Genomic DNA, 22,373 nt, shown 5'->3' on the forward strand with positions numbered 1-22,373 from the left:
TGCCGGTCCTGTTCGGAGAAAGAGCAAGACTACGGCGGCTGCCGCTGCCAGGCGTTCATGCTGACCGGCAACGCCGACAACGCCGACCCGGTGTGCGGCAAATCGCCGCATCACGGCACTATCCTGGCGGCGCGTGAAGCGGCTAATCACTCGCAGATCGGTATCGATCAGCTGCGCTTTCGCAATCAGACCAACTCCCGACTGATCTTCAAGGGATAGCGTTGGTGCTGTCTTCACTGAGATCTGCCGGAACGACCTTTTGAAAATTACGCCACGGTCTAACGCTTAAGGCAGCACCCTGACTTCGCCGTTGTGCAAGGTCAGCACCGCGATCGGGCCGCCGGAGAAGCACTCCTTAAAGAGCCAGCCGCTGGGCCGAAACGCCGCCGCAGGCAGCCCGGCCTGCCACTCCTCCCACTGCGGGGCCGGCTTATCCGGCGGTAAAGAGAAAGAGACCAGCCAACCGGCTTCGCAGTGCGCCCTTTGGCCGGTTGGACGGGTGAAGGTATGCGCATCCGCCAGCTCCATCACCGGCGGTAAAACCTCAAAAGCGATGATCGGCACGCCGGCCACGCTTTGCGGCTGAGGGAAGCGCACGGCGGTTACACCGTCCATCGTGATGGGGCTGTCTTCGGTGCCGGGCTGGCGCGGCTCCTGCCGGTTTACCCAGCTTCCCTTTGGCAGGGTGATTTCGCCGAACGGCCTGGCCGCCTCTAGCGTCAGGTAGCTGCGCCGATTCCAGCGTTCTTCCGCCCGCTGGCTCTTGAGATCCTGGATGGCAATGTCGATCAGCATCAGCGCGAACGCTACCGGGTAGATCGCCAGCGCCGAGGCCAACAGATAGCCGCCCCAGGAAAGCGGCGGGCGCGGGCGGCCGCAGCGGGCGGTGGCATATCGCCAGCCCCACCAGGCGAGCAGGATGCCGGCGAGCAGCAGAGCCAATAACAGCGCCAGCAGGCCGGCGACGCCGGCGCCATAACCTAACAGCATGGCAAGTTCCTTATGTTCACGGCGTGGTGGAGCGATAGCGAATGAAGTAGGGCAGCGCCGGGGTCTCCCCGTCATCGCCATAGTGGCTTTCCGGTTCGATCACGGTTTGGCGTGCGTCGTCGCGCCCGTTGTAGCGGTACTCCAACGGCTGTCGGTAGCGCACTTCGGATGAGCGCAGATCGAAAATCAGCGAAAGACGGGCATCGCCGTTATCCGTTTGGGCGACCAGCTTATCGTTGCCCGCCCAGAGCTGATACAGCGATTTATCGCCGGTCTCCAGCAGCATCTTCAACTGCCCGTCGGATTGATAACGCAGAAGCTGATACAGCCCTCTGTCCAGCGTTTGTGCGATCAGGTAGATGCTGCCGTCCGGGGCCTGCGCGCTTTCCTCCACGCGCACCAGCAGCCAATGCAGTTCAATCACCTCGCCGGTTTTACCGTTAACGGCGATGTGTAACGCGCCGGATCCGAGCACCGGGTTCATCCAGAAATGCACGCGATCACCATCAACGGCGGTGAAGATCTCGGGTACGGATTTGCGCTTACCGGAGGCGTAAGCCGTCGGTGAGTCCTCCTCGCCTCGCTCAAAGCCCAGCAGTTGCCGCGCGTCCAGCAGCGCCGGCAGATCCAGCGTCTGCCGCCAATGGGCGCCGAAGTCCGGGCTGTAGAATACGCCTTCGGTGCTGATGAGATACAGCGCGCGTTTTCCCGGTTGCGCTACCAGTTTGCCGCCGACAAAGGAAGGCCGGTTGTCGTCGCCCTCCGGCCAGGGGATCAGCGCCCCGATGGTGCCCCGTTGCACATCAACCAGCCTGCGGCCCTTAGAGAGAAAAAGCACGCACTCCTGCTCGCCGCAAACCGCATCGTGGATCAAGTCGTCGAGTTCCCCCAGCATCTGTAACCCTTTTGGGCCGGCAAACAGCACCTGGCTGAGGTAGTTGGCCGCCCAGCCGTAAAAGCTATTGTACGCGCGGTCTTCACTTCTTTTGCTGGTGAGCAGCAGGGCGCCGTCCTGCGCCGGATAGCTGTGGATGAGATCGTAACGGGCTATCGTCGGCAACGCCTGGTCGCCCTGAGTCCATTGCCACTGCGCATAGCGTTGCTCAGGGGCGAGCAAATAGACGCCCAGCGCGCTGGCCAAAAACAGCGTCAGGATAATAAGGGGTCTTTTATAAAGCGCTAACGTCATCATTTCAGCTCCGTCACCTGAGCCTGCCGCCATAAACTGCGGCGCAGATTTCTCAGGTATTTAAACGTTTTAAACGTGCGGTGCTGGTCAAAAGAGTACAAGCGGCAGATCTGGGCGAACCCCTCGATCAACAGCGCCAGGCCGCTGACCATCAGCATCAGCAGCAGAATAATCGGCGGCAATTCGCTGCCGAGACGCTTCAGGGTCCAGGCATCCAGGTGAAAGCCGGCCGGGGTATCGGCGTTATCCACCACCATCATGCCGAGTACAAAACACGCCACGATTGCCCCAAAAATGAAGACAACGCGCGCGCACAGGTTAAGACCGGCTTCGGTGAAGTAGCGGCTGCCGCCGATGAGATAGGTTTGGCGATCGCGATGATTGATGATCCCACGCACTTTGGGCAACTCGGGAATGACGTCGTTCTCGCAATACAGCACCTGCAGCGGATCGCCTTTGGCGATGAAAAGCGGATGCTGCCGACGAAATACCGGATGCAGTTTGGTATTGGGGACATTGAGCGCGCGGGTCGTCAACGCGAAGTGCGTCTCCTTCTGACGCCACGCATACGTATCCAAATACTGCACCTGCCGCGGGATCTCATATTGGCAGAGTTCGTAGTTCAGGGCGTTGACCGTCTCTATGCCGGAGGTCTCGACGCCGTCCGGGAGGGGGGGCGCGGTCTGCAGCGATGTGGTCGCCGGCACAGCGTCTGCGCGGACAGCCCGGTATTTGATGCCGGGGATTTTCAGGCTGAGCGAGCCGGGCGGCGTGACGTCTTGCCCCTGCAGCACGCGATCCAGCGCCCGTAGCAGGCGCCTGCGGCCGCGGTGCCCGATCAGCAGGAGCTCCGAACCGACGAACAGCACTATGCCGATGCCGATAAGGCCGGCGATGATGGCGATAAAGAACAGGACGATGGTCAGCCAGGAATCTTCCCCGTCCATGATGAAAAAGGCCGCCGGGAAACCGCCGGCCAGCACTGCGCCCAGCAGCAGCAGGGCGAAGTATTTCAGCTTGTATTTCAGCGTTCTGTCAGGCTCCAGCCGACCTTTCGTGCCGTGCAGCAGCCAGTGTAGCCAGTAGCTGCCGTCTTGCAGGCGGTGGGCACCGATCTTCACCCGATCGCCGGCGGCGAGCCTGGCCAGCAGATTTTCGCTGTCGCTGAAGTCGTCGCGGTAAAAAAAGAACGTCTGGCCGGAGGCGATGATCCTCACCAGATTATCGGGCGCCGTCTGCTGGCAGGCGCATTGCTCGACGGTCACATTAAAAAATTGGGTTTGCATGTCATTCCCTGTCAGTGGGCGTGGCCCGAAAATTCATCCCTGGCGCCGGGTATTCAGCGTTTTTTCATCAGCGGCAGCATGCGCACCAGCGCATTGTCCTTGACGATATAGTGGTGGAACAGCGCGGCGGCGGTATGCAGGCCGATCAGCCAGTAGCCGAATGACGCCAGCGTTTTGTGCCAGCCGATAATCATTCGTGCCTGCGGCCGATCGGCCACGTCGGCGAACGGCATCGACAGGCCGAACAGATACCACTCCTTGCCGCCCAGATAGCGTGAATACACCCCCAGCACCGGCAGCGTCAGCAGCAGCAGGTAAATCAGGGTGTGCGTCAGGTGCGCCAGGCCGGTTTGCCACTTCGGGGGTTTGGGCGCGATGGCGGGCGAGGGGTGGCGCCAGCGCAGGAGCAGACGGGCGATCATCAGCGCAAACACCGTTACGCCGCAGCTGAAGTGGGTGACAACCAGCGCGTACCAGGGGGCGCTGCCCGGTTCGGCATAGCCGCGCAGCTCGATGGTGACACAGGTGATGACCAGCAGGATCGCCACCAGCCAGTGCAGGCGAATTTGCAACGGCATGTAGGTGTTCTGCACCGGGTTACCTTTTGATGTTAAAGGGTCTGTGTGCCGATGGTAACGAAATGTTACATCGGAGGAAAGCGCGTGCGCGCAATTTAGGCAAAACGCCAGGCTCAACTCACTTATTAAGCTATTGGTTTAGTGGGCTATGCGCCTGGCGATAGGTGGGGTAGTAAGTTATGAAGCTAATAAACGACAGGTTCAGAGGTTGGCAGCTTATTAAGCGATGAGGCGGGTGGTGCCGCAGCCCTCGCTGCGGCGCCCGGGATCAGTTCAATTTGGCCTTGGCGAAGTCGCTGCCGTTCACGTCCACCACGTAGCCGCTCAGGTTGCTGCGGGTGGCGTAGAACACTTTGCCGGTGGCCAGCGGCAGCCACGGCGCCTGTTTGGCGAAGATCACCTGCGCCTGTTGATACAGCTTGGCGCGTGCCTGCGGCTGGTTTTCCTGGATCGCCTGCTGGATCAGGCTGTCATAATCCTTATCGCACCAGCGCGCCACGTTGGCGCCGCTCTGCACTCCGGCGCAGCCGAGCAGGGTGGCGAAGTTGTCCGGATCGCCATTGTCGGACACCCAGCCGTACAGCGCGCTCTGTTGCTCGCCTTTGCGCAGCCCGGCCAGATACTGGCCCCACTCCCAGGTAACGATCTTGGCCTTCACGCCCACCTTCGCCCAGTCGCTCTGAATCATCTCGGCGATGCGCTTCGAGTTCGGGTTGTAAGGGCGCTGTACCGGCATCGACCAGATGTCGGTCTCAAAACCGTGCTCCAGCCCGGCCTGCTTCAGCAGCTCACGCGCCTTCTGCGGATCGTAGGCGTACTCCGGCAGTTTAACGTTGTAGCCCAGCATGCCCGGCGGCAGCAGCGAATTAGCCGGGGTGCCGCTGTCTTTGAACACGGCGGCGACGATCGCTTTCTTGTCTACCGCGTAGCTCAGCGCCTGGCGCACCAGCAGGTTGTCGAACGGTTTTTTCTGGGTGTTGAACGCCAGATAGCCGACGTTCAGCCCGGTAATGTCGTGCAGTTGCAGGTTGCCGTCGGCCTTGATGGCGGCGAATTGCTCCGGCAGCGGTGCCGGGATGATCTGGCATTCGTTGGTTTTCAGCTTGGCCAACCGGGTTTGCGGATCCGGCGTAATCGAGAAGATCAGGTGCTTGCTGGCCACATCGCCCTGCCAGTAGTGCGGGTTGGCGATGTAGCGGATCAGCGAATCCTGCTTGTACTGCTGCAGCGCGAACGGCCCGGTGCCGATCGGCCAGTTGTCGACGTATTCCGGCGTGCCCTTTTTCAGCATCGCGTCGGCGTACTCGGCGGACAGGATCGAGGCGAAATCCATCGCCCAGTCGGCGACGAAGGCGGCGTTGGGCTGGCTCAGCGTGAAGCGCACGTGGTGCTCGTCTACCGCTTCCACCTTGGTGATCAGCTTATCCAGACCCATGTCGGTGAAGTATTCATAGTTGCCGCCGGAGACCTTGTGATACGGGTTGGCGGGATCTTTCTGCCGCATCACGGTGAACACCACGTCTTCGGCGTTGAAGTCGCGCGTTGGGGTGAAGTATTTGTTGCTGTTGAATTTCACGCCCTGGCGCAGGGTGAAGGTGTAGGTCTTGCCGTCCGGGCTGACGCTCCACTCGGTGGCCAGCGAAGGGGCGGGCGTTTTGTCGCTTTCACGCAGCGTTACCAGGCGGTTGTACAGCACCTGCGAGGTGGCGATAAAGGTCGGCCCGGAGCTGGAGAGCTGCGGGTTGAACGATTCCGGCGAGGCGACGGTGCAGTACACCAGCGCATCGGAAGCGGCCAGCGCGCCGCCCGCCGACAACAGGCCGCAGCCGGCCAGCACCAATCCGGCGATAGGGTGTTTTAAAAACGTCAAGGCAAGATCCTCAGGTGGAATGAGCCGTTACCGGCGAATTGATCTAACTATAGATAACGGATGGCGAGATCGGGAACAAGCGCCTCATCGGTGCATTCTGTGCGCCCCGCGTTGCCTGCCATTGCGGCGCAGATCTACACTGCTGGGCAAACAGTCACTCGCAAGGATTTCCCGATGAGCCACTTTCGTCCTGTCGCCCTCGAACACACCAGCCGCCTGCTGAATCACGGTCCGACGGTATTGATCACCAGCCGCAGCCATGACGGCGCCAAACGCAACGTGATGGCCGCCGCCTGGTCGATGCCGGTGGAGTTCAGCCCGCCGCGCATCGCCATCGTGGTGGACAAAGGGGCGCATAGCCGGCAAATGATCGAGGAGAGCGGCGCATTCGGCATTTGCGTGCCGGCGGCGATGTTCATCGACGCCACCTACGCGGTGGGCAGCGTGTCCGGGCTGGATGAAGACAAATTTTCCCGTTTCCATATCGCAGCGACGCCGAGCGCCACGCTGCAGGTGCCGCTGATCGAACAGGGCTGCGTGGCGTGGCTGGAGTGTCGCTTGCTGCCGGAAAGCGGCGCGCAGGAAAAATACGACACCTGCTTCGGCGAGGTGTTGAGCGCGGCGGCGGATGAGCGAGTGTTCCAGCAAGGGCGCTGGCACTTCACCGCCGCCAATGCGGATCTGCACACCATTCATCATCTGGGGGCGGGCAACTTCGTGCGCATCGGCGAGACGCTGCGGGCCAAACCGCTTTAATCGGCCTCGCGTTTGCGGTCTGCATCATAGCGCTCGCGGGCGGCGTCCAGCTCGGGGAAATGGTATTCCGCCCACTTATCCAGCGCCGTCAGCGTCTCGACCAGCGAGCAGGCGACGGCGCTGAGGCGGTATTCCACATGGGCCTGATTCTTTTCACTTAAATCCAGCCGCTCGAGCAGCCCGTTGCGTTCCAGCTGGCGCAGCGTTTGCGTCAGCACCTTCTGCGAAATGCCGTCGATGCGGCGCAGCAGCTCGCCGTTGCGCATCGGCCGCTGCGCCAGCGCGGGCAGGATCAGCATCACCCACTTGCCGGAAATCAGCGCCAGCGCATCGCGCGCGGAGCACTTGCTCGAATAGACGTCGCCGGGATAAGCCATTGGGGGTTACCTTCAGGTGCGTAATTGCCAAGAGGGCGATAAAGCCACAGCATAACAGCACCACCTTACAACGGGAGAAACAGGATGAACGTGCTGATTGTGCTGGCTCACCCCGAGCCGCATTCTTTCAATGCCCATTTGGCCGAACAGGCGCGGCAGGCCTGGCTGGCGCAGGGGCATCAGGTGAAAACGGTCGATCTGTATCAGGAGGGGTTTGATCCGCGCGAGGGCGCCGGCCACTACCCCAGCAGAAAGCAGGCGGACAGGTTCGATGCGATGCAGGAGCAGCGCCATCACTGGACGATCCAGGTACTGCCGGCGGAGATCCGGCGGCATATCGAGCTGCTGCGCTGGGCGGATACGCTGGTGCTGCAGTTCCCTTTCTGGTGGTTCGGCGCGCCGGCCATCATCAAGGGCTGGATGGATCGGGTGTTCGTTTACGGCGGGCTCTACGACAGCCGCCACCGCCATGAGAACGGCGTGATGCGCGGCAAGCGGGCGCTGCTGACCGTCACCGCCGGCGCTTCCGCACAGGCCTGCGCGCCGGACGGGCGCGACGGCGACATGCGGCTGATGCTGTGGCCGATCATGCATGCGCTGCACTATATCGGCTTTAGCGTGCTGGAACCGTTCCTGGTCTATGGCGTGCGCGGCGGGCTGGCGTGCGAGGAGCGGCAGGCGCAAAACGCCGCGTTGGCGCAGGTGACGCAGGCGTATCGGGCTGGCTTAAGCGACCTTGCCGCCTGGCCGGTGGTGCCGTTCAACCGTAATGAAGATTTTGATGCCGATCTGGCGCTGAAGCCCGGCGCGCCGGTCTACAGTCCGTTCGTGCGGCACCGAGATCCGGCTTAGAACCCGGCCTTCAGCAGTTCCTCGCGCAAATCGTCGATAATCGCCGGTTCGATGTCGGGGAACTGCTGCTGAATATCGGCGATGGCTTCGGCCACGCTCGGGCCGGCGAAGGTGCCGGAGAAGGGCAGCAGCGGCAGATTCGCGTCGCTGTCCGGCAGTTCACCGCGGATGGTGCCGGTGATCATGCCCGCTTTTTTTTCCGCAGTGAGGTCGTACTCCCCCACGCTTTTGTCGATCGGTTTCATTGGCCGCCTCGCTGTCGGTGAGTGTTTACCCTGTTCTGTTAAAGCATAGTGTTTCAGGCAATGAATACCAATCAATGTATATAATATTAATATAAAACAAAGTGATGCGTATTTTGTCGTTTGACGTTCACCGGGGGCTGGCGCTATGCTCTTGGCGCTAAAGGAACCTTCCTCACTGACAGGGACAGACGACATGAAAAGACTGAAAAGCGCGGCGCTGCTGTTGCCGCTGTTGGCGCTCAGCGCCTGCACCCACTCCCTCAGCAGCGCCGAGCAGCATGCCAAACACTACGTTTATCAAACCCGCGACGACTTCGATCCGCAATTCCGCACCGATGTGAACGGCAGCATTAAAAACGCCGTGCCGATGTTCGAACAGTTCTATCAGCAGGGGAAAAAGGATCGCGCGGCGGGCGTGGCGCGCAGCGAAGCGCAGAAAAAGGCCGACTACCTGGCCAGCGCGGAATTCCAGCAGAATATGGAACACAAAACCATTTTCATCAATCGCGCCTACAGCAGCACCGACAATCCTAAACGCCGCCAGGTGCTGTCGCAGGAAGCGGTAGGCGCCTATTGGGACGGCTACGAAGGGCGCTGACTTAATCCCACATAAACAGAAGGTAATAAAAACTGGCCTTCTGGCGGTTATTTGATTATAAAAACCGCCGCTAAGGACGATGTTCATAGAAGAAACCAGGAGTGTTTATGTTGGCAAAAGTTAAGCGTTCGTTCGCCGCCGCCGTCGTATTGATGTTGGCGCTGCCCGCGGTGCAGGCTGCGGATTACCGTGCGGGCGAGCAATATACCCGGCTGGATCATCCGGTGGCCGCCGCACCGGCGGTGGTGGAGTTTTTCTCCTTCTACTGCGGGCCTTGCTATCAGTTCGCCGAAACCTACCGCGTAGGCAGCACCGTGGCGCAGGCGCTGCCCGCTGGTGAGAAGGTCACCAAATATCACGTCAGCCTGATGGGCAAACTGGGCAATGAGCTGACCGAAGCCTGGGCGGTGGCGACGGTGCTGGGCGTGGAAGACAAGATTGAAGGCGCGATGTTTGATGCGGTGCAGAAACAGCGCGCCGTCAACGGCGCCGACGATATTCAGCGGGTGTTCACGGCGGCCGGCATCGATGCCGCCACCTATGAAAACGCGCGCCACAGCCTGCTGGTCAAAGGGGTGATCGCCAAGCAGAACGAAGCGGTGAAAGCGTTCGAGGTGCGCGGCACCCCGTCGTTCTACGTGGCAGGCAAATACAAGATAGATAATGCCGGCATGGCCAGCACCAGCGTCGAAGGTTACGCCAAAGAGTACGCGGCGGTGGTGCGCCATCTGTTGGATACGCAGCCTTAAGGCGATGCCTCCCCGGCGCCCGGTGATCTGTGATCGCGGCGCCAAATCCCCCGCTCGCCATTGATTGTGTGTTAACGGATTGTTATGGTGTTTTTCTGTTCAACGGCGCAGCTCCGCTGCTGTTTGAAGGGAGAGATCATGACGGCATTGGCAACGCTCCGGGACGTCGGCTTCGAAGAGTGGCTGGGGAAAATCAACACCGCTTGCGGCCGATTCTGCGCGAAAACGTTGGGGCCCGGCTTTAGCGGGGCGATGCAGGAGTTTCGCGCCCATGCCCTGCGCCTGAGCGTGGTCGACGTGTCTCAGGCCCGGTTGTACCGCACGCCGCGTGAGATCGCCCGCAGCGACGGCGCGCACTTTTTCACCGTCATCCAGCTGCGCGGCAGTGCGTTGATGGAGCAGGGCGATCGCCAAACGCTGCTCTCCCCCGGCGACATGACGCTGATCGATGCCTCACGGCCCAGCAGCTTCACCTTCCAGCGCGATTCGCGCCAAATCTCCCTGTTGTTGCCGCGCGGCTGCCTGCCGCTGCCGCCGCCTGGTGCGCAGCGTCTCGGGGCTGAGCTCAGCGCGGTGCGCCTCAGCCGCCAGCTGGTGCTGAGCAGCATGCAGGATCCTCAGCTCGCCGCGGCGGAAAGCGAGGCGGTGCTGAATGCGCTGGCGGCGCTGCTGCGCCCGGCGTTGGCGCTCGAACAGGCGCGTCCGGAGGGGCAACAACCGGTCTTCGACAAGGCGCTGGCGTTGATCGACAGGCATATTCAGTCGGCGCAGCTGCGCCCTGAGTGGGTGGCGGCCGAGTTGGGGGTGTCGCTGCGCAGTCTGTATCGGCTGTTCGCCCGCCAGGGGCTGGTGGTGGCCCAGTACATCAGGAACCGCAGGCTGGATCTTTGCGCGCAGGCGCTGCGCAGCGCCGCCGGGCAAGAAAAGCTGGCCGGAGTCGGCCTCGACTGGGGCTTCGCCGATCACAGCCATTTCTCGACCGCTTTCAAGCAGCGTTTCGGCATGTCGCCGAGCGAGTACCGCAGGCAGTATCAGTAAGTCAGGGCGCGGGCCAGGCCCGCGCCGCTTCACTCAATAGCGGATGCAGACCGATTTCGACTCGGTGTAAGCGTCCAGCCAATCCGGGCCGAAATCACGGCCGCTGCCCGACTGTTTGAACCCGCCGAACGGCATGTTCGGGTCGATCAGCGTATGTGTGTTGACCCACACGGTGCCGGCCTGAATGCGCGGCGTCAGCGCCATCGCCTGCTGCAGGCTGGTGGTCCACAGGCTGGCGGTCAGCCCGAAGTCGGTGTCGTTGGCCTTGCTCAGCGCTTCTTCGGCGCTCGCCACCCGGATCAGGTTGACCACCGGGCCGAACACTTCCTCGCGCGTCAGGTTCAGCCGATCGTCCGGGTTGATCACCAGGGTCGGCGGAATGTAGAAGCCGTTGGCGTCCGGCCCGGCCGCGCCGCCGATAAGCTCGGCGTTTTTCGCCCGGGCGTCGTCCAGGTAGGCCGCCACCTTGTTGCGGTGCGCGAGCGACACCAGCGGGTTGATTTGCGCGCCGGTATCCATCCCCGGCCCGACCGACAGCGATTTCACCGCCTGTTCGAATCCAGCCACCAACCGATCATAAATCGGCGCTTCGATATAGATTCGCGAGCTGGCGGCGCACACCTGCCCCTGGTTGAGGAAGCTGCCGAGCATCAGGCCTTCGATCACCTGCTGCGGATCGGCATCTTTCAGCACGATGGCCGGGTTTTTGCCGCCCAGCTCCAGCGTCACGCGGGTCAGGCGATCCGCCGCCGCGCGCGCGATGCTTTTGCCCACCGGCGTGGAGCCGGTAAAGCTGACTTTGGCGATCAGCGGATGTTCGGTCAGCGCCTTGCCGCACATGGTGCCGCGGCCGGTGACCACGTTGAACGCGCCCGGCGGCACGCCGGCTTCGCTCGCCAGTTCGGCGATGCGCAGCAGGGTGAGCGGGGTGGTTTCCGACGGCTTGATGACGATGGAGCAGCCCGCAGCCAGCGCCGGCATCACTTTCCACATGCCGATCATCAGCGGGAAGTTCCAGGGCACGATGCCGGCGACCACGCCGATCGGCTCTTTGCGCGTATAAACCTGATATTTGGCGCCCGGTGGCATCGGAATGGAGACGTCCAGCGTCTGGCCGGTGATTTTGGTCGCCAGCCCGGCGGTGTAGCGCATCCAGTTCAGGGTGCTGCCGACTTCGAAGGCGCGGGCGATGTTGATGGATTTGCCCTGCTCAAGGGTTTCGAGCTGAGCCAACTCTTCGGCGTGCTGCTCCACCAGATCGGCGAAGCGCAGCAGGATGCGCTCGCGCTCTACCGGCAGGCGCTGCGCCCAGACGCCTTCGCTGAAGGCTTTGTGGGCGGACTGCACCGCCAGCGCGACGTCGTGTTCATTGGCGTCGGCGGTGGTGGCGATCTGCTGCCCATTGGCGGGGTTGTACACCGCCAGGCGGCCTTCCGCGGCGGACGCGCGCCATTGGCCGTCGATATACAGCCCATGCTGACGATCGAGAAAACGCGACACGCTATCCAGCACGGCTACGGTATTGTCAGACATACATCCTCCGATCAGGCTCATCAGGTTATCGTTAACCCTGCAAGTCTAGATCAGCGGGAAAGGGGCGGCTTTGGTCTGCCTGACATTCGGTTTGTCCTGCGTGTCATTTTGCCGTGACGGGAGAGTAAACCGCGGCCGGCGGGCGCCGGCCGGGAGGGATCACGAGCTCAGGGTCGCCAGACGGGTGGCAAAACCGAGGAACAGCAGGCCGATCAGGCCGTTGCCGAGCTTCGCCAGGCCTTTCTTGTGGTTGAAGAAATGCGCCAGCATCGCACCGGAGAAGATCAGCGTGCTCATGTAGATAAAGCTGACGGCTTCGAGGATCAGCGCCAGAATGGTGAACGACAGCCCGGTGTGCGCGTAGTTGAAGTCGATGAACTGCACGAAGAACGACACGTAAAACAGAATAGCTTTCGGGTTGGTCAGGCTCAGCGTCAGCGACTTGCGCAGAATGCTGTGGCCGCCTTCAATTTGCTGCTGTTGCGCCTGCGCCTTCTGCACGAAGGTGGCGTAGAGGATTTTTGCGCCGAGGAACAGCAGGTAAATCGCGCCGAGAAAACGCACCAGGGTAAACAGGAACGGCGTGGTGCGGATCAGCGACGCCACGCCGATATAGGCGCAGAAGATCAGGATCGCATCACCGATAAACACGCCCAGCGCCGCGGTGTAGCCGGCGCGCACGCCGCGCGATATGCCGGTTTTCAGCACGTACAGTGTATTCGGCCCCGGCAGAATGATGATGAAGACCACCCCGGCCAAATAGGTCCATAAATTCAGGACGCCAAAACTCTCTAACACAATAACCTCTCCATGCGCGCAACTAACAGGCAAAAACACTGGCCACGCCCGTGACCGGCCGCGATCCTAACGCCGTGCAAGCGGGTTGGCAACGTAATAAACTTCATGTTGTTGGTTAAAAATTGTCGAAACATTGTTGAAAACGTCGGCATCGAATTAAAAAGCAAGAGTCGGCGTGTTTCGCCAACGGCCCGTCACTATGCTGGTTAACATCGAAACCGCAGTGAGGAACGGATGATGAAAAACGTAATCGACAGCGCCGATCCGCGCTGGTTGGCGATCGTCAGCCGCGACAAGCACGCCGACGGCCGCTTTATCTACGCGGTGAAAACCACCGGCGTGTATTGCTCGCCTTCCTGCCCGTCACGCCAGCCGAATCGGCAAAACGTGGAGCTGTTCGACGATGCGGAACAGGCGGAGGCGGCGGGTTATCGGCCCTGCAAACGCTGCCGCCAGGGGCTGACGCCGTTGACGGAGCAGCATGCGCGGCAGATAGCCGAGGCCTGCCGCTATATCGAACGGGCGGAGAAAGCGCCGTCGCTGCAGACGCTGGCGCGCCACATCGGGTTGAGCCAATACCATTTCCACCGGCTGTTCAAAGCGATCACCGGCCTGACGCCGAAAGGCTACGCCGACGCGCAGCGTAGCCAGCGCTTGCGCACCGGTCTTTCGCAGCAGGAGACGGTGACCGACGCGATCTTCGACGCCGGCTATGGCACCAACGGCCGCTTCTACCAGCAAGCCAACGCCGCGCTGGGCATGACGCCGAAGGCCTACCGGGCGGGCGGCAAAGGCATGCGCATCCATTTCGCCGTCGGGCGCTGTTCGCTGGGCGAGATCCTGGCGGCGCAGAGCGAGGTGGGCATTTGCGCCATTCTGCTGGGGGACGATGCGCAGCAGCTGGTGCAGGATCTGCAGGATAAATTCCCCAACGCCGAGCTGATCGGCGGTGACGCACAGTATGAAGCGCTGATGGCGCAGGTAGTGGGCCTGATTGAAGCGCCGGAGAGCGGGCTGGCGCTGCCGCTGGATATTCGCGGCACTGCGTTTCAACAGCGGGTCTGGCGGGCGCTGCAGGCGATACCAGTCGGCGAAACCGTCAGCTATGCCGATATCGCCCGGCGCATCGGCGCGCCGAAAGCGGTGCGCGCGGTGGCCGGCGCTTGCGCCGCCAACGTGCTGGCGGTGGCAATCCCCTGTCACCGGGTGGTGCGCAACGACGGCGCCTTGTCCGGTTATCGCTGGGGCGTCGAGCGCAAGAAAGCCTTGCTGGAAAAGGAGGCGCAGCGATGAGCGGCGCGCTGGCGGCGCGGTTGGCCGAATTGGACTGGGCGGCGATCGAACGCGAACTTGATGCGCAGGGGGGCGCGCGCCTGCCGGGCGTGCTCAGCGCCGAGCTGTGCCGGCAATTGGCGGCGCTGTATCCGCATGGCGAGCACTTCCGCAGCCGCATCGTCATGGCGCGGCACGGTTTTGGCCGCGGCGAGTACCGGTATTTTGCGTATCCGTTACCGCCCCCGGTGGCCGAAGTGCGCGGCCTGCTGTACGCGCGGTTGGCGCCGTTGGCCAATCGCTGGAACGCCATGCTGGGTCTGGAGACGCGCTATCCCGCCGAACACGAGGCCTACCTGACTGAATGCCATCAGGCCGGCCAGCGGCGGCCAACGCCGCTGCTGTTGCGTTACACGGAGGGGGATTACAACTGCCTGCATCAGGATCTGTACGGCGAACGGGTGTTTCCGCTGCAGGTAGCGTTTTTGCTCTCCGCCCCTGAACGGGATTTCACCGGCGGCGAGTTTGTGCTGACCGAGCAGCGGCCGCGGATGCAGAGCAGGCCGGAGGTGGTGCCGCTGCAGCAGGGCGATGCGGTGGTGTTCGCGGTGCACCATCGGCCGGTGGCCGGGGCGAGAGGCTACTATCGGGTCAATCTGCGCCACGGCGTCAGCCGGATACGCACCGGCCAACGCCACACGCTAGGGGTGATCTTTCACGACGCGTTATAGCTTGCGCGCCAGCAGGGTGGCGAAGCGCAGCGAGATGCGGTTGCCGGCTGCGTCGGTCTTGTGCAGTTGGCCGACGTCCTCGTTGTATTTGAGGATCTGCCAGTCGCGGTAATAGTGCTTCAGCTCGCCCGGCTTGAAGGTGAACGGGAACGGCAGCGGGCAGGGATAATCTTCGGTATCCATCGCCGCCACGATCAGATTATGGCCGCCGGGCACGATGCTGTCCTGCATGTTTTGCACGATATGCGGGATCTGCTGGCGCTCGAGAAACATCAACACCACGGTGGACAGGATGAAGTCGTACTCGCCGCTGAAGCGGTGAGTATTGAGATCCTGCACCCCGGCGCTCAGGCGGGTCAGCTGCTCGGCGTCGATGATCTGATTGAGGCGAGCTATCGACGGCGCGTGCTTGTCCCAGGCGGTGACGTCGAAACCTTTCAGATTGAGATAGAGCGAATTGCGGCCGCCGCCGCAGCCCAGATCCAGCGCCTTGCCCGGTGCGATGCGCGCCGCCGCTTCGATCACTTCGGAGTGGGTGCGCGTCAGTTCGTATTTCTTGTGGTAGTAATCTTCCGGCGTGCAGTAGAACGCCAGCCGGCAGGTCATGTCGTCCGAGAAGGAAACGATGCGATGCCACTGCTGCGGTTCGATAAACGGCGGCTGGCTTTCGGGGCTAAACTGCCAGGTCTCGGTGGTGGCGCCGTCTTCGGTCATCATGGCGAACGTCAGGTTGCCGCTCAGCACGGTGAGCTTCGCCCAGGTGCCGCTCTGGGTGTTGTGGCGCTGGCGAAAGGCTTCCGGCAGTGTGTCGCTGTTCCATTCCGGCAGGGTTTTATAGCAAAGCAGCTGCTGCTCCATAGGGGGCTCCTCTGGCTGGGCAAACAAAGTGATTTATATGATGTATATAAAATACATCTTTATCGATCGTTTGAACATAGCGGCCTGACGGAAAGGCGCGGCGATATCTTTATACTGGATTGTGCGCGGCGGCTGGGCTAATTTCAGTGCTGTTCATGTCATCACGTTCAGGGAAAAGATGCCGATATCTCGTTTATTCCACCCGATGCCCTTCCGTTTGCTGAGCCTGGCCGCGCTGCTGGCGCTGGCGGGCTGTACCAGCAAAACCACCACCACGGCGCCGGCGGCGCGCCCCGCCGACGTCAAAGCCCGACTGATGACGCTGATCCCGGCCAACGCCGGCGATCGCCAGGGCTGGGCCACCGATATTACCGCCGCCTTCGCCGCGCAGGGTATTGAACCGAGCGATGAGAACCTGTGTTCGGTGCTGGCGGTGACCGAACAAGAGTCGACGTTCCAGGCTAACCCGCAGGTGCCGGGGCTGCCGAAGATCGCCTGGAAAGAGATCGACCGCCGTGCCGATCAGATGCACATCCCGAACTTTTTGGTGCATACCGCGTTGAAGATCTCGTCGTCGAACGGCCAGAGCTACAGCGAGCGTCTGGATAAGGTGCGCACGGAGAAGGATCTGAGCGATATCTTCGATGACATGATCGACCGCGTGCCGATGGGACAGAAGCTGTTCGGCCATTTGAACCCGGTACATACCGGCGGCCCGATGCAGGTGAGCATCGCCTTCGCCGAGGCGCACGCCAAAGGGTATCCTTATCCGGTCGACGGCTCGATTCGCCGCGAAGTTTTCAGCCGGCGCGGCGGCATGTACTTCGGCATTATGCATTTGCTGGGGTACCCGGCCGATTACAGCCGGCCGATTTACCGCTTTGCCGACTTCAACGCCGGCTGGTACGCCAGCCGCAACGCAGCGTTCCAAAACGCGGTCAGCCGGGCGAGCGCCATTCCGTTGGCGCTGGACGGCGATCTGATCGACTTCAGCAGCGACAAGCCCGGCTCGACCGAGCTGGCGGTGCGTACGCTCGGCAAGCGCCTGAACATGAGCGACAGCGCCATTCGCCGGGCGCTTGAGAAAGGCGATACGGCTGACTTTGCCGATACCGACCTGTATAAGAAGGTCTTTGCGCTGGCGGGCGGCAAGCTGCCGCGTGAGATGCTGCCGGGTATCCAGTTGGAAAGCCCGAAAATCACCCGCAAGCTGACCACCGCCTGGTTCGCCAAGCGGGTGGATGAACGCCGCCAGCGCTGCATGGCGCGCGCCGGCGGGTAACGGCATGAAAAACGCCGCCGGTGGCCTGAACCACCGGCGGCGCGATCATCGCGCCTCAGGCGCTGCGGCGCGGGTTGGTCAGGCCGAAGTTAAAGCTGTTGCAGCGGTTACAGAACTCTTTCATCACCGGCGGCGTGTCCATCATCGGCACTTTCACCTCGATAAACGCCAGCCGATCCTGCCGTGAGGCGTGTTCCAGGGCCATTTCCAGCTGTTGTGTGGTTTCCACCGCTACGCTGAACGGCTGCGCCTGGGTATTCAATACCGCCGGCAGTTTGGCGTAGTCCCACGGGCTGATGTCATTGTAGGACGAGTTTTCGCCGAGGATATAGCGTTCGATAGTGTAACCGTCGTTGTTGATCAGGAAGATGATCGGCTTTTGTTCGCAGCGCAGCAGGGTGGACACTTCCTGCGCGGTAAGCTGGAAGGAGCCGTCGCCGATGAACAGCAGGTGACGGCGCTCAGGGGCCGCCATCAGGGTGCCGAGCAGCGCCGGCAGGGTATAACCGATCGAGCCCCAAATCGGTTGGTTGACCACCTTGACGCCGCCCGGCATGCGCATGCCGCCGATGGCCGCGCCCGAGGTGCCGTTTTCCACCACCACCACATCCTCCGCCTGGATGAAGCGTTGGATCCGCTGCCACAGATAGGCCTGGTCGATAAGCGCGTCGCTCGGCGTCGCCAGCTTGTCACGCGGATCGGCCAGCGGTGATAAAAGCTGCGCCGGCGCGTCTTCGCTCAGATCCAGCAGCGCCTGCAGCAGAGCCGCCGTCGCTACCGCCGGGTAGGACGTATTGTCCAACGTCATCGAGAACGGCTGAATATCCACCTGAGCGGCGGCGGGAATTTGCTGCGAGAAATAGCCGGTGGTGGAGTCCACCAGACGCACGCCGAAACTCAGCACGCAATCTGAGTGGGCCATGCGTTCATACAATTCGGGGCGCGACAGGTTGCCGCTGTAGCCGCCCATCCAGCCGGCGGTGTTTTCCGGGATAATGCATTTGGCGGTTGGCATGTTGGTCAGCGGTATGGCGAAGCGGTGAGCGACATCGATAACCAACTGCTGCAACTGGTAGCGATCCACCATTTGGTCGACCAATATGATCGGGCGCTGCGCGCGCTTTATTTTGGTTAACAGCGCCATTGCCGCCAATTGCACATTGTATTTATCGCTCGCCGGCAATTGCGGCGCTGCTGCGGCTTCGGCGACTTCAATTTCGATATCGCAAATATCAGACGGCAGCTGTAAATACACCGGTTTCTTCTCTATCCAGGCGCGAGAAATAACGCGTGGAATTTCCTGCGCGGCATTTTCCGGCGTGATAAGAGCCTGAGCGACGGTGAATTGTTTAAAGCAGTTCATGACGTTGTCGAAATTGCCGTCGCCCAGGGTATGGTGCAATAGCTGATGATTCTTCATCGCGTGCAGCGGCGGCGTGCCGGCGATGCAGACCACCGGCGAAGATTCGGCATAGGCGCCGGCGATGCCGGACAGCGCGGCCAGATCGCCGACGCCGTAGGTGACGATCAGCGCGCCGGCGCCTTTCATCCGTGCGTAGCCGTCGGCGGCGTAGGAGGCGTTCAATTCATTGCAGTTGCCGACAAACGCCAGCCGTTCGTCGCTTTCCAACAGCTCCAGCAGGCTGAGGTTATAGTCGCCGGGCACGCCGTAAATACGATCGACGTTCAGGGCGTGAAGCTGTTGCAGAATGAATGACCCGATAGTTATTTTCATTGATTGCTCCGGATTATTTATCTTTATTTTGTCAGGCGAAAATCAGCAAAAATAAATTGCTGGCGATGTTGTGTCGTTAGCATTAACAGTTATTTAAAGTGTCGGCTTGTTCAAGATAGGAGGAGCGGCCGAGGAAGAGGCGGTTTGTATTCGGCGCTTTACGCGATGGGTTTGTCCATAAATAGTGTGGCTATTGTGCATTAGGGCGGGGCGGTATTTTTCGTTGACGGCATATCGGCAGAAAAACGGCGGCGCATTGGTATTTATCATGATGCAGGGTGAATCATCCGGTACTTTTGAAGCCGTGTTAAATCCCATTGAGCGGTGCAACGCTTTTTGCCTGAGAAAGAAAAGCACAACTTCATGTAAAGGTGCATTTTGGTGATCCGCCGCACGCTTATTTAAAGAAACCTTCCAGTAACCAATTAAAAACAAAAAATCAACAATGGGGTTTTTTTATTCGGTCATTGTTGTCAGTTTTGCTTTACAGATGCCGCAATGCGCGCCGCGTCGGGCCGATGTAAAAATGGGCCGTCACGGGCGCTAATATAACGTGGCGGTCATCACATTCTGTGGGAAGTGATACGTAAACTTTTCTCTACGTGCGCACGGATGGCGTATACCTACCAGAGGGGCTCATGTCCCAGCGGTGCTGGCTTGAGAGGGGGGCGTGTGATGAAAGGCTATCGACATATTCTGGTGCTGATTCATAACGAGCGTGATGGGCTGCCGTTGCTGCGTCAAACGGCGGCGATGGTGCGCGGGCAACCAATCGCCCTCACCGTCGGGCACCTTAACGCCGACTACGCGGAGCTGGAGTACGGCAGCGATGCGTTAATCAAGGATCGCCAGGCGCAGGAAGTGATCGCCGCCAAGGCGATGCTGAGCCGGTTGGTGAGCGCCGTCGATGTGCCGGTCGCGGTCAAGGAGATTGTCACCATTCGGCGCTTTAAGGACGTGAGCGATTTTATTCACCAGGCCGGCATCGATCTGGTGGTGGTCGGGCACCAAAACCGCCTGTTCGGCCTCTATTCCTCGTATTCCCTGGCGTTCGTGAACCGTCTCGATGTCGATGTGTTGGTCAAGCATCTTGCTCGCGAGTAGCGTGTGACAAAGCGGATTTTTCCCACGGTTTTGCCGCCCGAAAGGCAATAGCATGCGGATATCGGTACGGTTTGTCCTGAATTATTGGGCATTTTCCGGTGCTAAACTTAACCAAAGCACAACGGGCGTTGGATAAATTAGATACGGCTTGATCTTGCCTGGGCTATCGGTAAAAATCTGCGGCCGTATTTTTACAGGAGCTTTACGATGTTTCTAAAACGGACCCTTTTGGCGTGTTCTCTGGCGTTGATATTTCCTGCACTGCCTTCTTATGCTGAGGTTGGTACAGAAAGTGGCAATGCCGCACAGGCTGAAAAACCGGGTTTATGGCAGCGTTTTACCGATAACGTGGCGGAGACCTGGAACAACTCGCCTAACCACGATCTCTATATCCCGGCCATCACCTGGCACAACCGTTGGACTTATGATGATGAGCATATCGATAAGTACAACGAACGCCCATGGGGCGCCGGTTACGGCATCTCCCGCTACGACAGCGACGGTGACTGGCACGGCATCTACATCATGGCGTTCAAGGATTCCTTCAACAAATGGGAGCCGATCGGCGGCTACGCCTACGAGAAGATCTGGCGCCCGCTGGATGACAAGGATTTCCGCCTGGGGCTGGGCTTCACCGCCAGCGTCACCGCGCGCGACAACTGGAATTACATCCCTATCCCGGCGCCGCTGCCGCTGGCCTCTATCGGCTATCAGCGGCTGACGTTCCAGGCGACCTACATTCCCGGCACCTATAACAACGGCAACGTGTTCTTCGCCTGGCTGCGCTGGCAGTTCTAAACTTCCTGAATTCCGAAAAACGGCGCGGCGGCGAGATAAAAGGAACTTGTCGCCGCAGGCGGCGTCGGAGAGGTATCCCGGCGCGCTGCGCCGATTGCATGCCGTTATGACAGGAGTTTCACCACTATGATCACCAAACATCGTTTATTGCTGGCTTTGGCGCTGTCCGCGACCCTGGCCAGCGGCGCCACCCAGGCCGCCGGGCTGATGGATTCCCTCAGCAGCGCGGCGGGCGAACTGAGCAAGTCGGGCGGCGATAGTAGCGGCGGCATGTCGCTCTCCTCGTTGACCGGCCTGCTGAACGGCGGCGACAAGGCGTTGAGCTCCAGCAGCATGACCAATGCCGCCGGTATCCTGCAGTACTGCGTGAAAAACAACGTGCTGTCGGCTAACGGCGCCGAAGGGGTGAAAGATCAGCTGCTCAGCAAGCTGGGCATCACCAGCACCGAAAACGCCAAGAGTCAGGATTATCAGCAGGGCCTGGGCGGCTTGCTGCAGACCGGCGAAGGCAAGAGCCTGGATCTGAACAGCCTGGGCACCTCGCAGATCACCGAGAAGGTGAAGCAAAAAGCCTGCGATCTGGTGCTGAAACAGGGCAAATCCTTTATTTCATGATCTAAGAACGGCGGAGCGCTCCGCCGTTCGTTTTTGTATAAGCTGGAAAAATGAAAAAAACGTTGATGCTTTCCCTGCTGGCAGGGATGACGATGTTGCAGGGGTGTTCCGTGAAATCCAACGATGCGCCGCCACCGCCGCAGGTGAAACCGATCGGCATGGCGAACCCGGCCGACGTGTACTGCACCCAAATCGGCGGCAAGCTGAACGCCAAAGAGAATGCGGCAGGCCAGTATTCCACCTGTACCTTGCCGAGTGGGCAGGAAATTGAAAGCTGGGAACTGTTCCGCCGCGATCATCCGGTGAAAAAGTAACCCTATGCGGCGCCGGCTCTGCTGCCCGGCGCCCGCTCAGAATTGGCGATCGCCTATCGGCTGCAGCTGCAGGTTGCCGTCCTTCTGCAGCGTCAGCGGCATGCGCCAATCACGCTGTTTATCCAGGTTGAACGGCCGGGAGCGGAACATGCAGCCGGTCTTGATATTCTTGATTTTCATCACGTGTTCCGCGTTCGCATTGATTTTCACCTCGAAGCTGCCGGCGGGCGGAATAAAGACTTCCGCCAGCTGTTGCGGCGCCGCTGGCGTTTCCAGCTTGACCAGCACCGCGAAATCGTTGCCCTGATTATCCAACGTCAGCCGATGCAGGCCGGATGCGGGCAGGCGCGTCGGCTGATGCAGATAACCCGCTGAGGCGGGCCACGGCTGCCCGGCATTGTCATGCAGCGGCCCGCCGCACTGTTCGCGCGCCTCCCGCAGCGGCATTTCGCGCTTGATGGCGCGATTGTAATCGGCGGGGGCGGCGAGACTGAACTCGTCGTCATATTGGTGAGCGCGCAGATAGCGCTTGGCGCCGAGCACCCCAACGGCGACCAGCATGAAGAACAAAAATATCCTCAGGCGATTTTTGAAAATCAGCCCGAACAGCTTCCCGGGGAGTTGAAACAGCCACCTTGCGATCGTCAATAACATCGTTTTCCCTTAGCGTCCAAGCCGTTACGTCTGCGGTAACTTCGCTTGCCTCAGTATAGCCAACATCCTGCAGGCGAAAATCCTGCCCGGCGATTTTTCTTCCGCTCTGCATTGTACGTTTGTGTTTGTTTGTGTGCATTTATGATCACTT

Annotated in this window: 25 protein-coding genes and 1 pseudogene; 13 read left to right on the top strand and 13 right to left on the bottom strand. The window is 60.7% G+C overall.

The window, feature by feature from the left end:
• Positions 1-219: pseudogene (locus ACJ8PN_RS00005) on the top strand (pyrroloquinoline quinone biosynthesis protein PqqE); the annotation flags it as partial.
• Between the two features lie 66 nt (positions 220-285).
• Here the strand turns inward: ACJ8PN_RS00005 and ACJ8PN_RS00010 are convergent.
• The 5 genes from ACJ8PN_RS00010 to ACJ8PN_RS00030 all read right to left on the bottom strand — a co-directional run bounded on the left by ACJ8PN_RS00010 (position 286) and on the right by ACJ8PN_RS00030 (position 5,913).
• Positions 286-990, bottom strand: a complete 705-nt coding sequence (locus tag ACJ8PN_RS00010) for a hypothetical protein (RefSeq protein WP_442534441.1) — start codon at positions 988-990, stop codon at positions 286-288.
• A gap of 16 nt (positions 991-1,006) precedes the next feature.
• Complete coding sequence (locus ACJ8PN_RS00015) at positions 1,007-2,182, bottom strand: hypothetical protein (RefSeq protein ID WP_171453381.1); 1,176 nt, start codon at positions 2,180-2,182, stop codon at positions 1,007-1,009.
• Positions 2,179-3,465 carry a hypothetical protein gene (locus tag ACJ8PN_RS00020; RefSeq protein ID WP_171453382.1) on the bottom strand — a complete coding sequence of 429 codons (1,287 nt, stop codon included), beginning with the start codon at positions 3,463-3,465 and terminating at the stop codon, positions 2,179-2,181. The genes ACJ8PN_RS00015 and ACJ8PN_RS00020 overlap by 4 nt, the downstream gene beginning before the upstream one ends.
• A gap of 53 nt (positions 3,466-3,518) precedes the next feature.
• Positions 3,519-4,043: a cytochrome b561 gene (gene cybB / locus ACJ8PN_RS00025; RefSeq protein WP_171455025.1), complete on the bottom strand. Its 525-nt coding sequence runs from the start codon at positions 4,041-4,043 to the stop codon at positions 3,519-3,521.
• A 268-nt stretch (positions 4,044-4,311) separates the two neighbouring features.
• Complete coding sequence (locus ACJ8PN_RS00030; RefSeq protein ID WP_442534442.1) at positions 4,312-5,913, bottom strand: ABC transporter substrate-binding protein; 1,602 nt, start codon at positions 5,911-5,913, stop codon at positions 4,312-4,314.
• Between the two features lie 174 nt (positions 5,914-6,087).
• Here ACJ8PN_RS00030 and ACJ8PN_RS00035 point away from each other — a divergent pair, with 174 nt between their 5' ends.
• Positions 6,088-6,669, top strand: coding sequence for a flavin reductase family protein (locus tag ACJ8PN_RS00035; protein ID WP_442534443.1), 582 nt, complete (start codon positions 6,088-6,090; stop codon positions 6,667-6,669).
• Here ACJ8PN_RS00035 and ACJ8PN_RS00040 read toward each other — a convergent pair.
• The gene (locus ACJ8PN_RS00040; protein ID WP_004940645.1) at positions 6,666-7,046 is read right to left on the bottom strand and encodes a winged helix-turn-helix transcriptional regulator; all 381 of its coding nucleotides are present in this window, start codon (positions 7,044-7,046) and stop codon (positions 6,666-6,668) included. The genes ACJ8PN_RS00035 and ACJ8PN_RS00040 overlap by 4 nt on opposite strands.
• An 84-nt stretch (positions 7,047-7,130) precedes the next feature.
• On the opposite strand from ACJ8PN_RS00040, the gene ACJ8PN_RS00045 reads away from it, so the two are divergent.
• Positions 7,131-7,898, top strand: a complete 768-nt coding sequence (locus tag ACJ8PN_RS00045) for an NAD(P)H-dependent oxidoreductase (RefSeq protein ID WP_442534444.1) — start codon at positions 7,131-7,133, stop codon at positions 7,896-7,898.
• Here ACJ8PN_RS00045 and ACJ8PN_RS00050 read toward each other — a convergent pair.
• Positions 7,895-8,143, bottom strand: a complete 249-nt coding sequence (locus tag ACJ8PN_RS00050) for a hypothetical protein (protein WP_004940639.1) — start codon at positions 8,141-8,143, stop codon at positions 7,895-7,897. The genes ACJ8PN_RS00045 and ACJ8PN_RS00050 overlap by 4 nt on opposite strands.
• 193 nt (positions 8,144-8,336) lie before the next feature.
• Between ACJ8PN_RS00050 and ACJ8PN_RS00055 the strand changes: the two genes are divergently transcribed.
• The 3 genes from ACJ8PN_RS00055 (at position 8,337) to feaR (ending at position 10,528) form a co-directional block, all read left to right on the top strand.
• A complete protein-coding gene (locus ACJ8PN_RS00055) occupies positions 8,337-8,741 on the top strand; it encodes an Exc2 family lipoprotein (protein WP_015376778.1) in 405 nt (134 codons plus the stop codon).
• Positions 8,742-8,848: 107 nt separating this feature from the next.
• Complete coding sequence (locus tag ACJ8PN_RS00060) at positions 8,849-9,490, top strand: DsbA family protein (protein ID WP_351109954.1); 642 nt, start codon at positions 8,849-8,851, stop codon at positions 9,488-9,490.
• Positions 9,491-9,628: 138 nt separating this feature from the next.
• Complete coding sequence (gene feaR, locus ACJ8PN_RS00065; RefSeq protein WP_351109957.1) at positions 9,629-10,528, top strand: transcriptional regulator FeaR; 900 nt, start codon at positions 9,629-9,631, stop codon at positions 10,526-10,528.
• A gap of 33 nt (positions 10,529-10,561) precedes the next feature.
• Here feaR and ACJ8PN_RS00070 read toward each other — a convergent pair whose 3' ends face one another.
• Together ACJ8PN_RS00070 and leuE are read right to left on the bottom strand one after the other, a co-directional pair.
• Positions 10,562-12,061 (bottom strand): aldehyde dehydrogenase family protein, encoded by a 1,500-nt coding sequence (locus ACJ8PN_RS00070; protein WP_442534445.1) that lies wholly within the window; start codon positions 12,059-12,061, stop codon positions 10,562-10,564.
• 159 nt (positions 12,062-12,220) lie between these two features.
• Positions 12,221-12,859: a leucine efflux protein LeuE gene (gene leuE / locus ACJ8PN_RS00075; RefSeq protein ID WP_004940625.1), complete on the bottom strand. Its 639-nt coding sequence runs from the start codon at positions 12,857-12,859 to the stop codon at positions 12,221-12,223.
• 237 nt (positions 12,860-13,096) lie between these two features.
• Here leuE and ada point away from each other — a divergent pair, with 237 nt between their 5' ends.
• Both ada and ACJ8PN_RS00085 read left to right on the top strand, forming a co-directional pair.
• Positions 13,097-14,152 carry a bifunctional DNA-binding transcriptional regulator/O6-methylguanine-DNA methyltransferase Ada gene (ada, locus tag ACJ8PN_RS00080; RefSeq protein WP_442534756.1) on the top strand — a complete coding sequence of 352 codons (1,056 nt, stop codon included), beginning with the start codon at positions 13,097-13,099 and terminating at the stop codon, positions 14,150-14,152.
• Positions 14,149-14,862 carry a 2OG-Fe(II) oxygenase gene (locus ACJ8PN_RS00085; protein WP_442534446.1) on the top strand — a complete coding sequence of 238 codons (714 nt, stop codon included), beginning with the start codon at positions 14,149-14,151 and terminating at the stop codon, positions 14,860-14,862. Before ada ends, ACJ8PN_RS00085 begins: the two co-directional genes overlap by 4 nt.
• On the opposite strand, the gene tehB is transcribed toward ACJ8PN_RS00085, so the two are convergent.
• Positions 14,857-15,720, bottom strand: coding sequence for an SAM-dependent methyltransferase TehB (tehB, locus tag ACJ8PN_RS00090; protein WP_411261261.1), 864 nt, complete (start codon positions 15,718-15,720; stop codon positions 14,857-14,859). The genes ACJ8PN_RS00085 and tehB overlap by 6 nt on opposite strands.
• A 178-nt stretch (positions 15,721-15,898) precedes the next feature.
• On the opposite strand from tehB, the gene ACJ8PN_RS00095 reads away from it, so the two are divergent.
• Positions 15,899-17,002 (top strand): DUF1615 domain-containing protein, encoded by a 1,104-nt coding sequence (locus ACJ8PN_RS00095; protein ID WP_004940610.1) that lies wholly within the window; start codon positions 15,899-15,901, stop codon positions 17,000-17,002.
• Between the two features lie 55 nt (positions 17,003-17,057).
• On the opposite strand, the gene ACJ8PN_RS00100 is transcribed toward ACJ8PN_RS00095, so the two are convergent.
• Positions 17,058-18,737, bottom strand: a complete 1,680-nt coding sequence (locus ACJ8PN_RS00100; protein ID WP_171453388.1) for an alpha-keto acid decarboxylase family protein — start codon at positions 18,735-18,737, stop codon at positions 17,058-17,060.
• A 675-nt stretch (positions 18,738-19,412) separates the two neighbouring features.
• On the opposite strand from ACJ8PN_RS00100, the gene ACJ8PN_RS00105 reads away from it, so the two are divergent.
• From ACJ8PN_RS00105 to ACJ8PN_RS00120, 4 genes are all read left to right on the top strand, one after another.
• Positions 19,413-19,841, top strand: coding sequence for a universal stress protein (locus ACJ8PN_RS00105; protein WP_171453389.1), 429 nt, complete (start codon positions 19,413-19,415; stop codon positions 19,839-19,841).
• 207 nt (positions 19,842-20,048) lie between these two features.
• Positions 20,049-20,639, top strand: a complete 591-nt coding sequence (gene pagP / locus ACJ8PN_RS00110) for a lipid IV(A) palmitoyltransferase PagP (RefSeq protein ID WP_004940603.1) — start codon at positions 20,049-20,051, stop codon at positions 20,637-20,639.
• A 126-nt stretch (positions 20,640-20,765) separates the two neighbouring features.
• Positions 20,766-21,254: a DUF2501 domain-containing protein gene (locus ACJ8PN_RS00115; RefSeq protein ID WP_015376789.1), complete on the top strand. Its 489-nt coding sequence runs from the start codon at positions 20,766-20,768 to the stop codon at positions 21,252-21,254.
• 50 nt (positions 21,255-21,304) lie between these two features.
• Positions 21,305-21,568, top strand: a complete 264-nt coding sequence (locus ACJ8PN_RS00120) for a putative hemolysin (protein WP_004940597.1) — start codon at positions 21,305-21,307, stop codon at positions 21,566-21,568.
• 36 nt (positions 21,569-21,604) lie between these two features.
• On the opposite strand, the gene ACJ8PN_RS00125 is transcribed toward ACJ8PN_RS00120, so the two are convergent.
• Complete coding sequence (locus ACJ8PN_RS00125; RefSeq protein ID WP_442534447.1) at positions 21,605-22,129, bottom strand: hypothetical protein; 525 nt, start codon at positions 22,127-22,129, stop codon at positions 21,605-21,607.
• The gene (locus tag ACJ8PN_RS00130; RefSeq protein WP_442534448.1) at positions 22,071-22,361 is read right to left on the bottom strand and encodes a hypothetical protein; all 291 of its coding nucleotides are present in this window, start codon (positions 22,359-22,361) and stop codon (positions 22,071-22,073) included. The genes ACJ8PN_RS00125 and ACJ8PN_RS00130 overlap by 59 nt, the downstream gene beginning before the upstream one ends.
• Between the last annotated feature and the right edge of the window lie 12 nt (positions 22,362-22,373).

This window comes from Serratia sp. CY76391, assembly GCF_052166695.1.
Taxonomy (GTDB): Bacteria; Pseudomonadota; Gammaproteobacteria; order Enterobacterales; family Enterobacteriaceae; genus Serratia; species Serratia nematodiphila.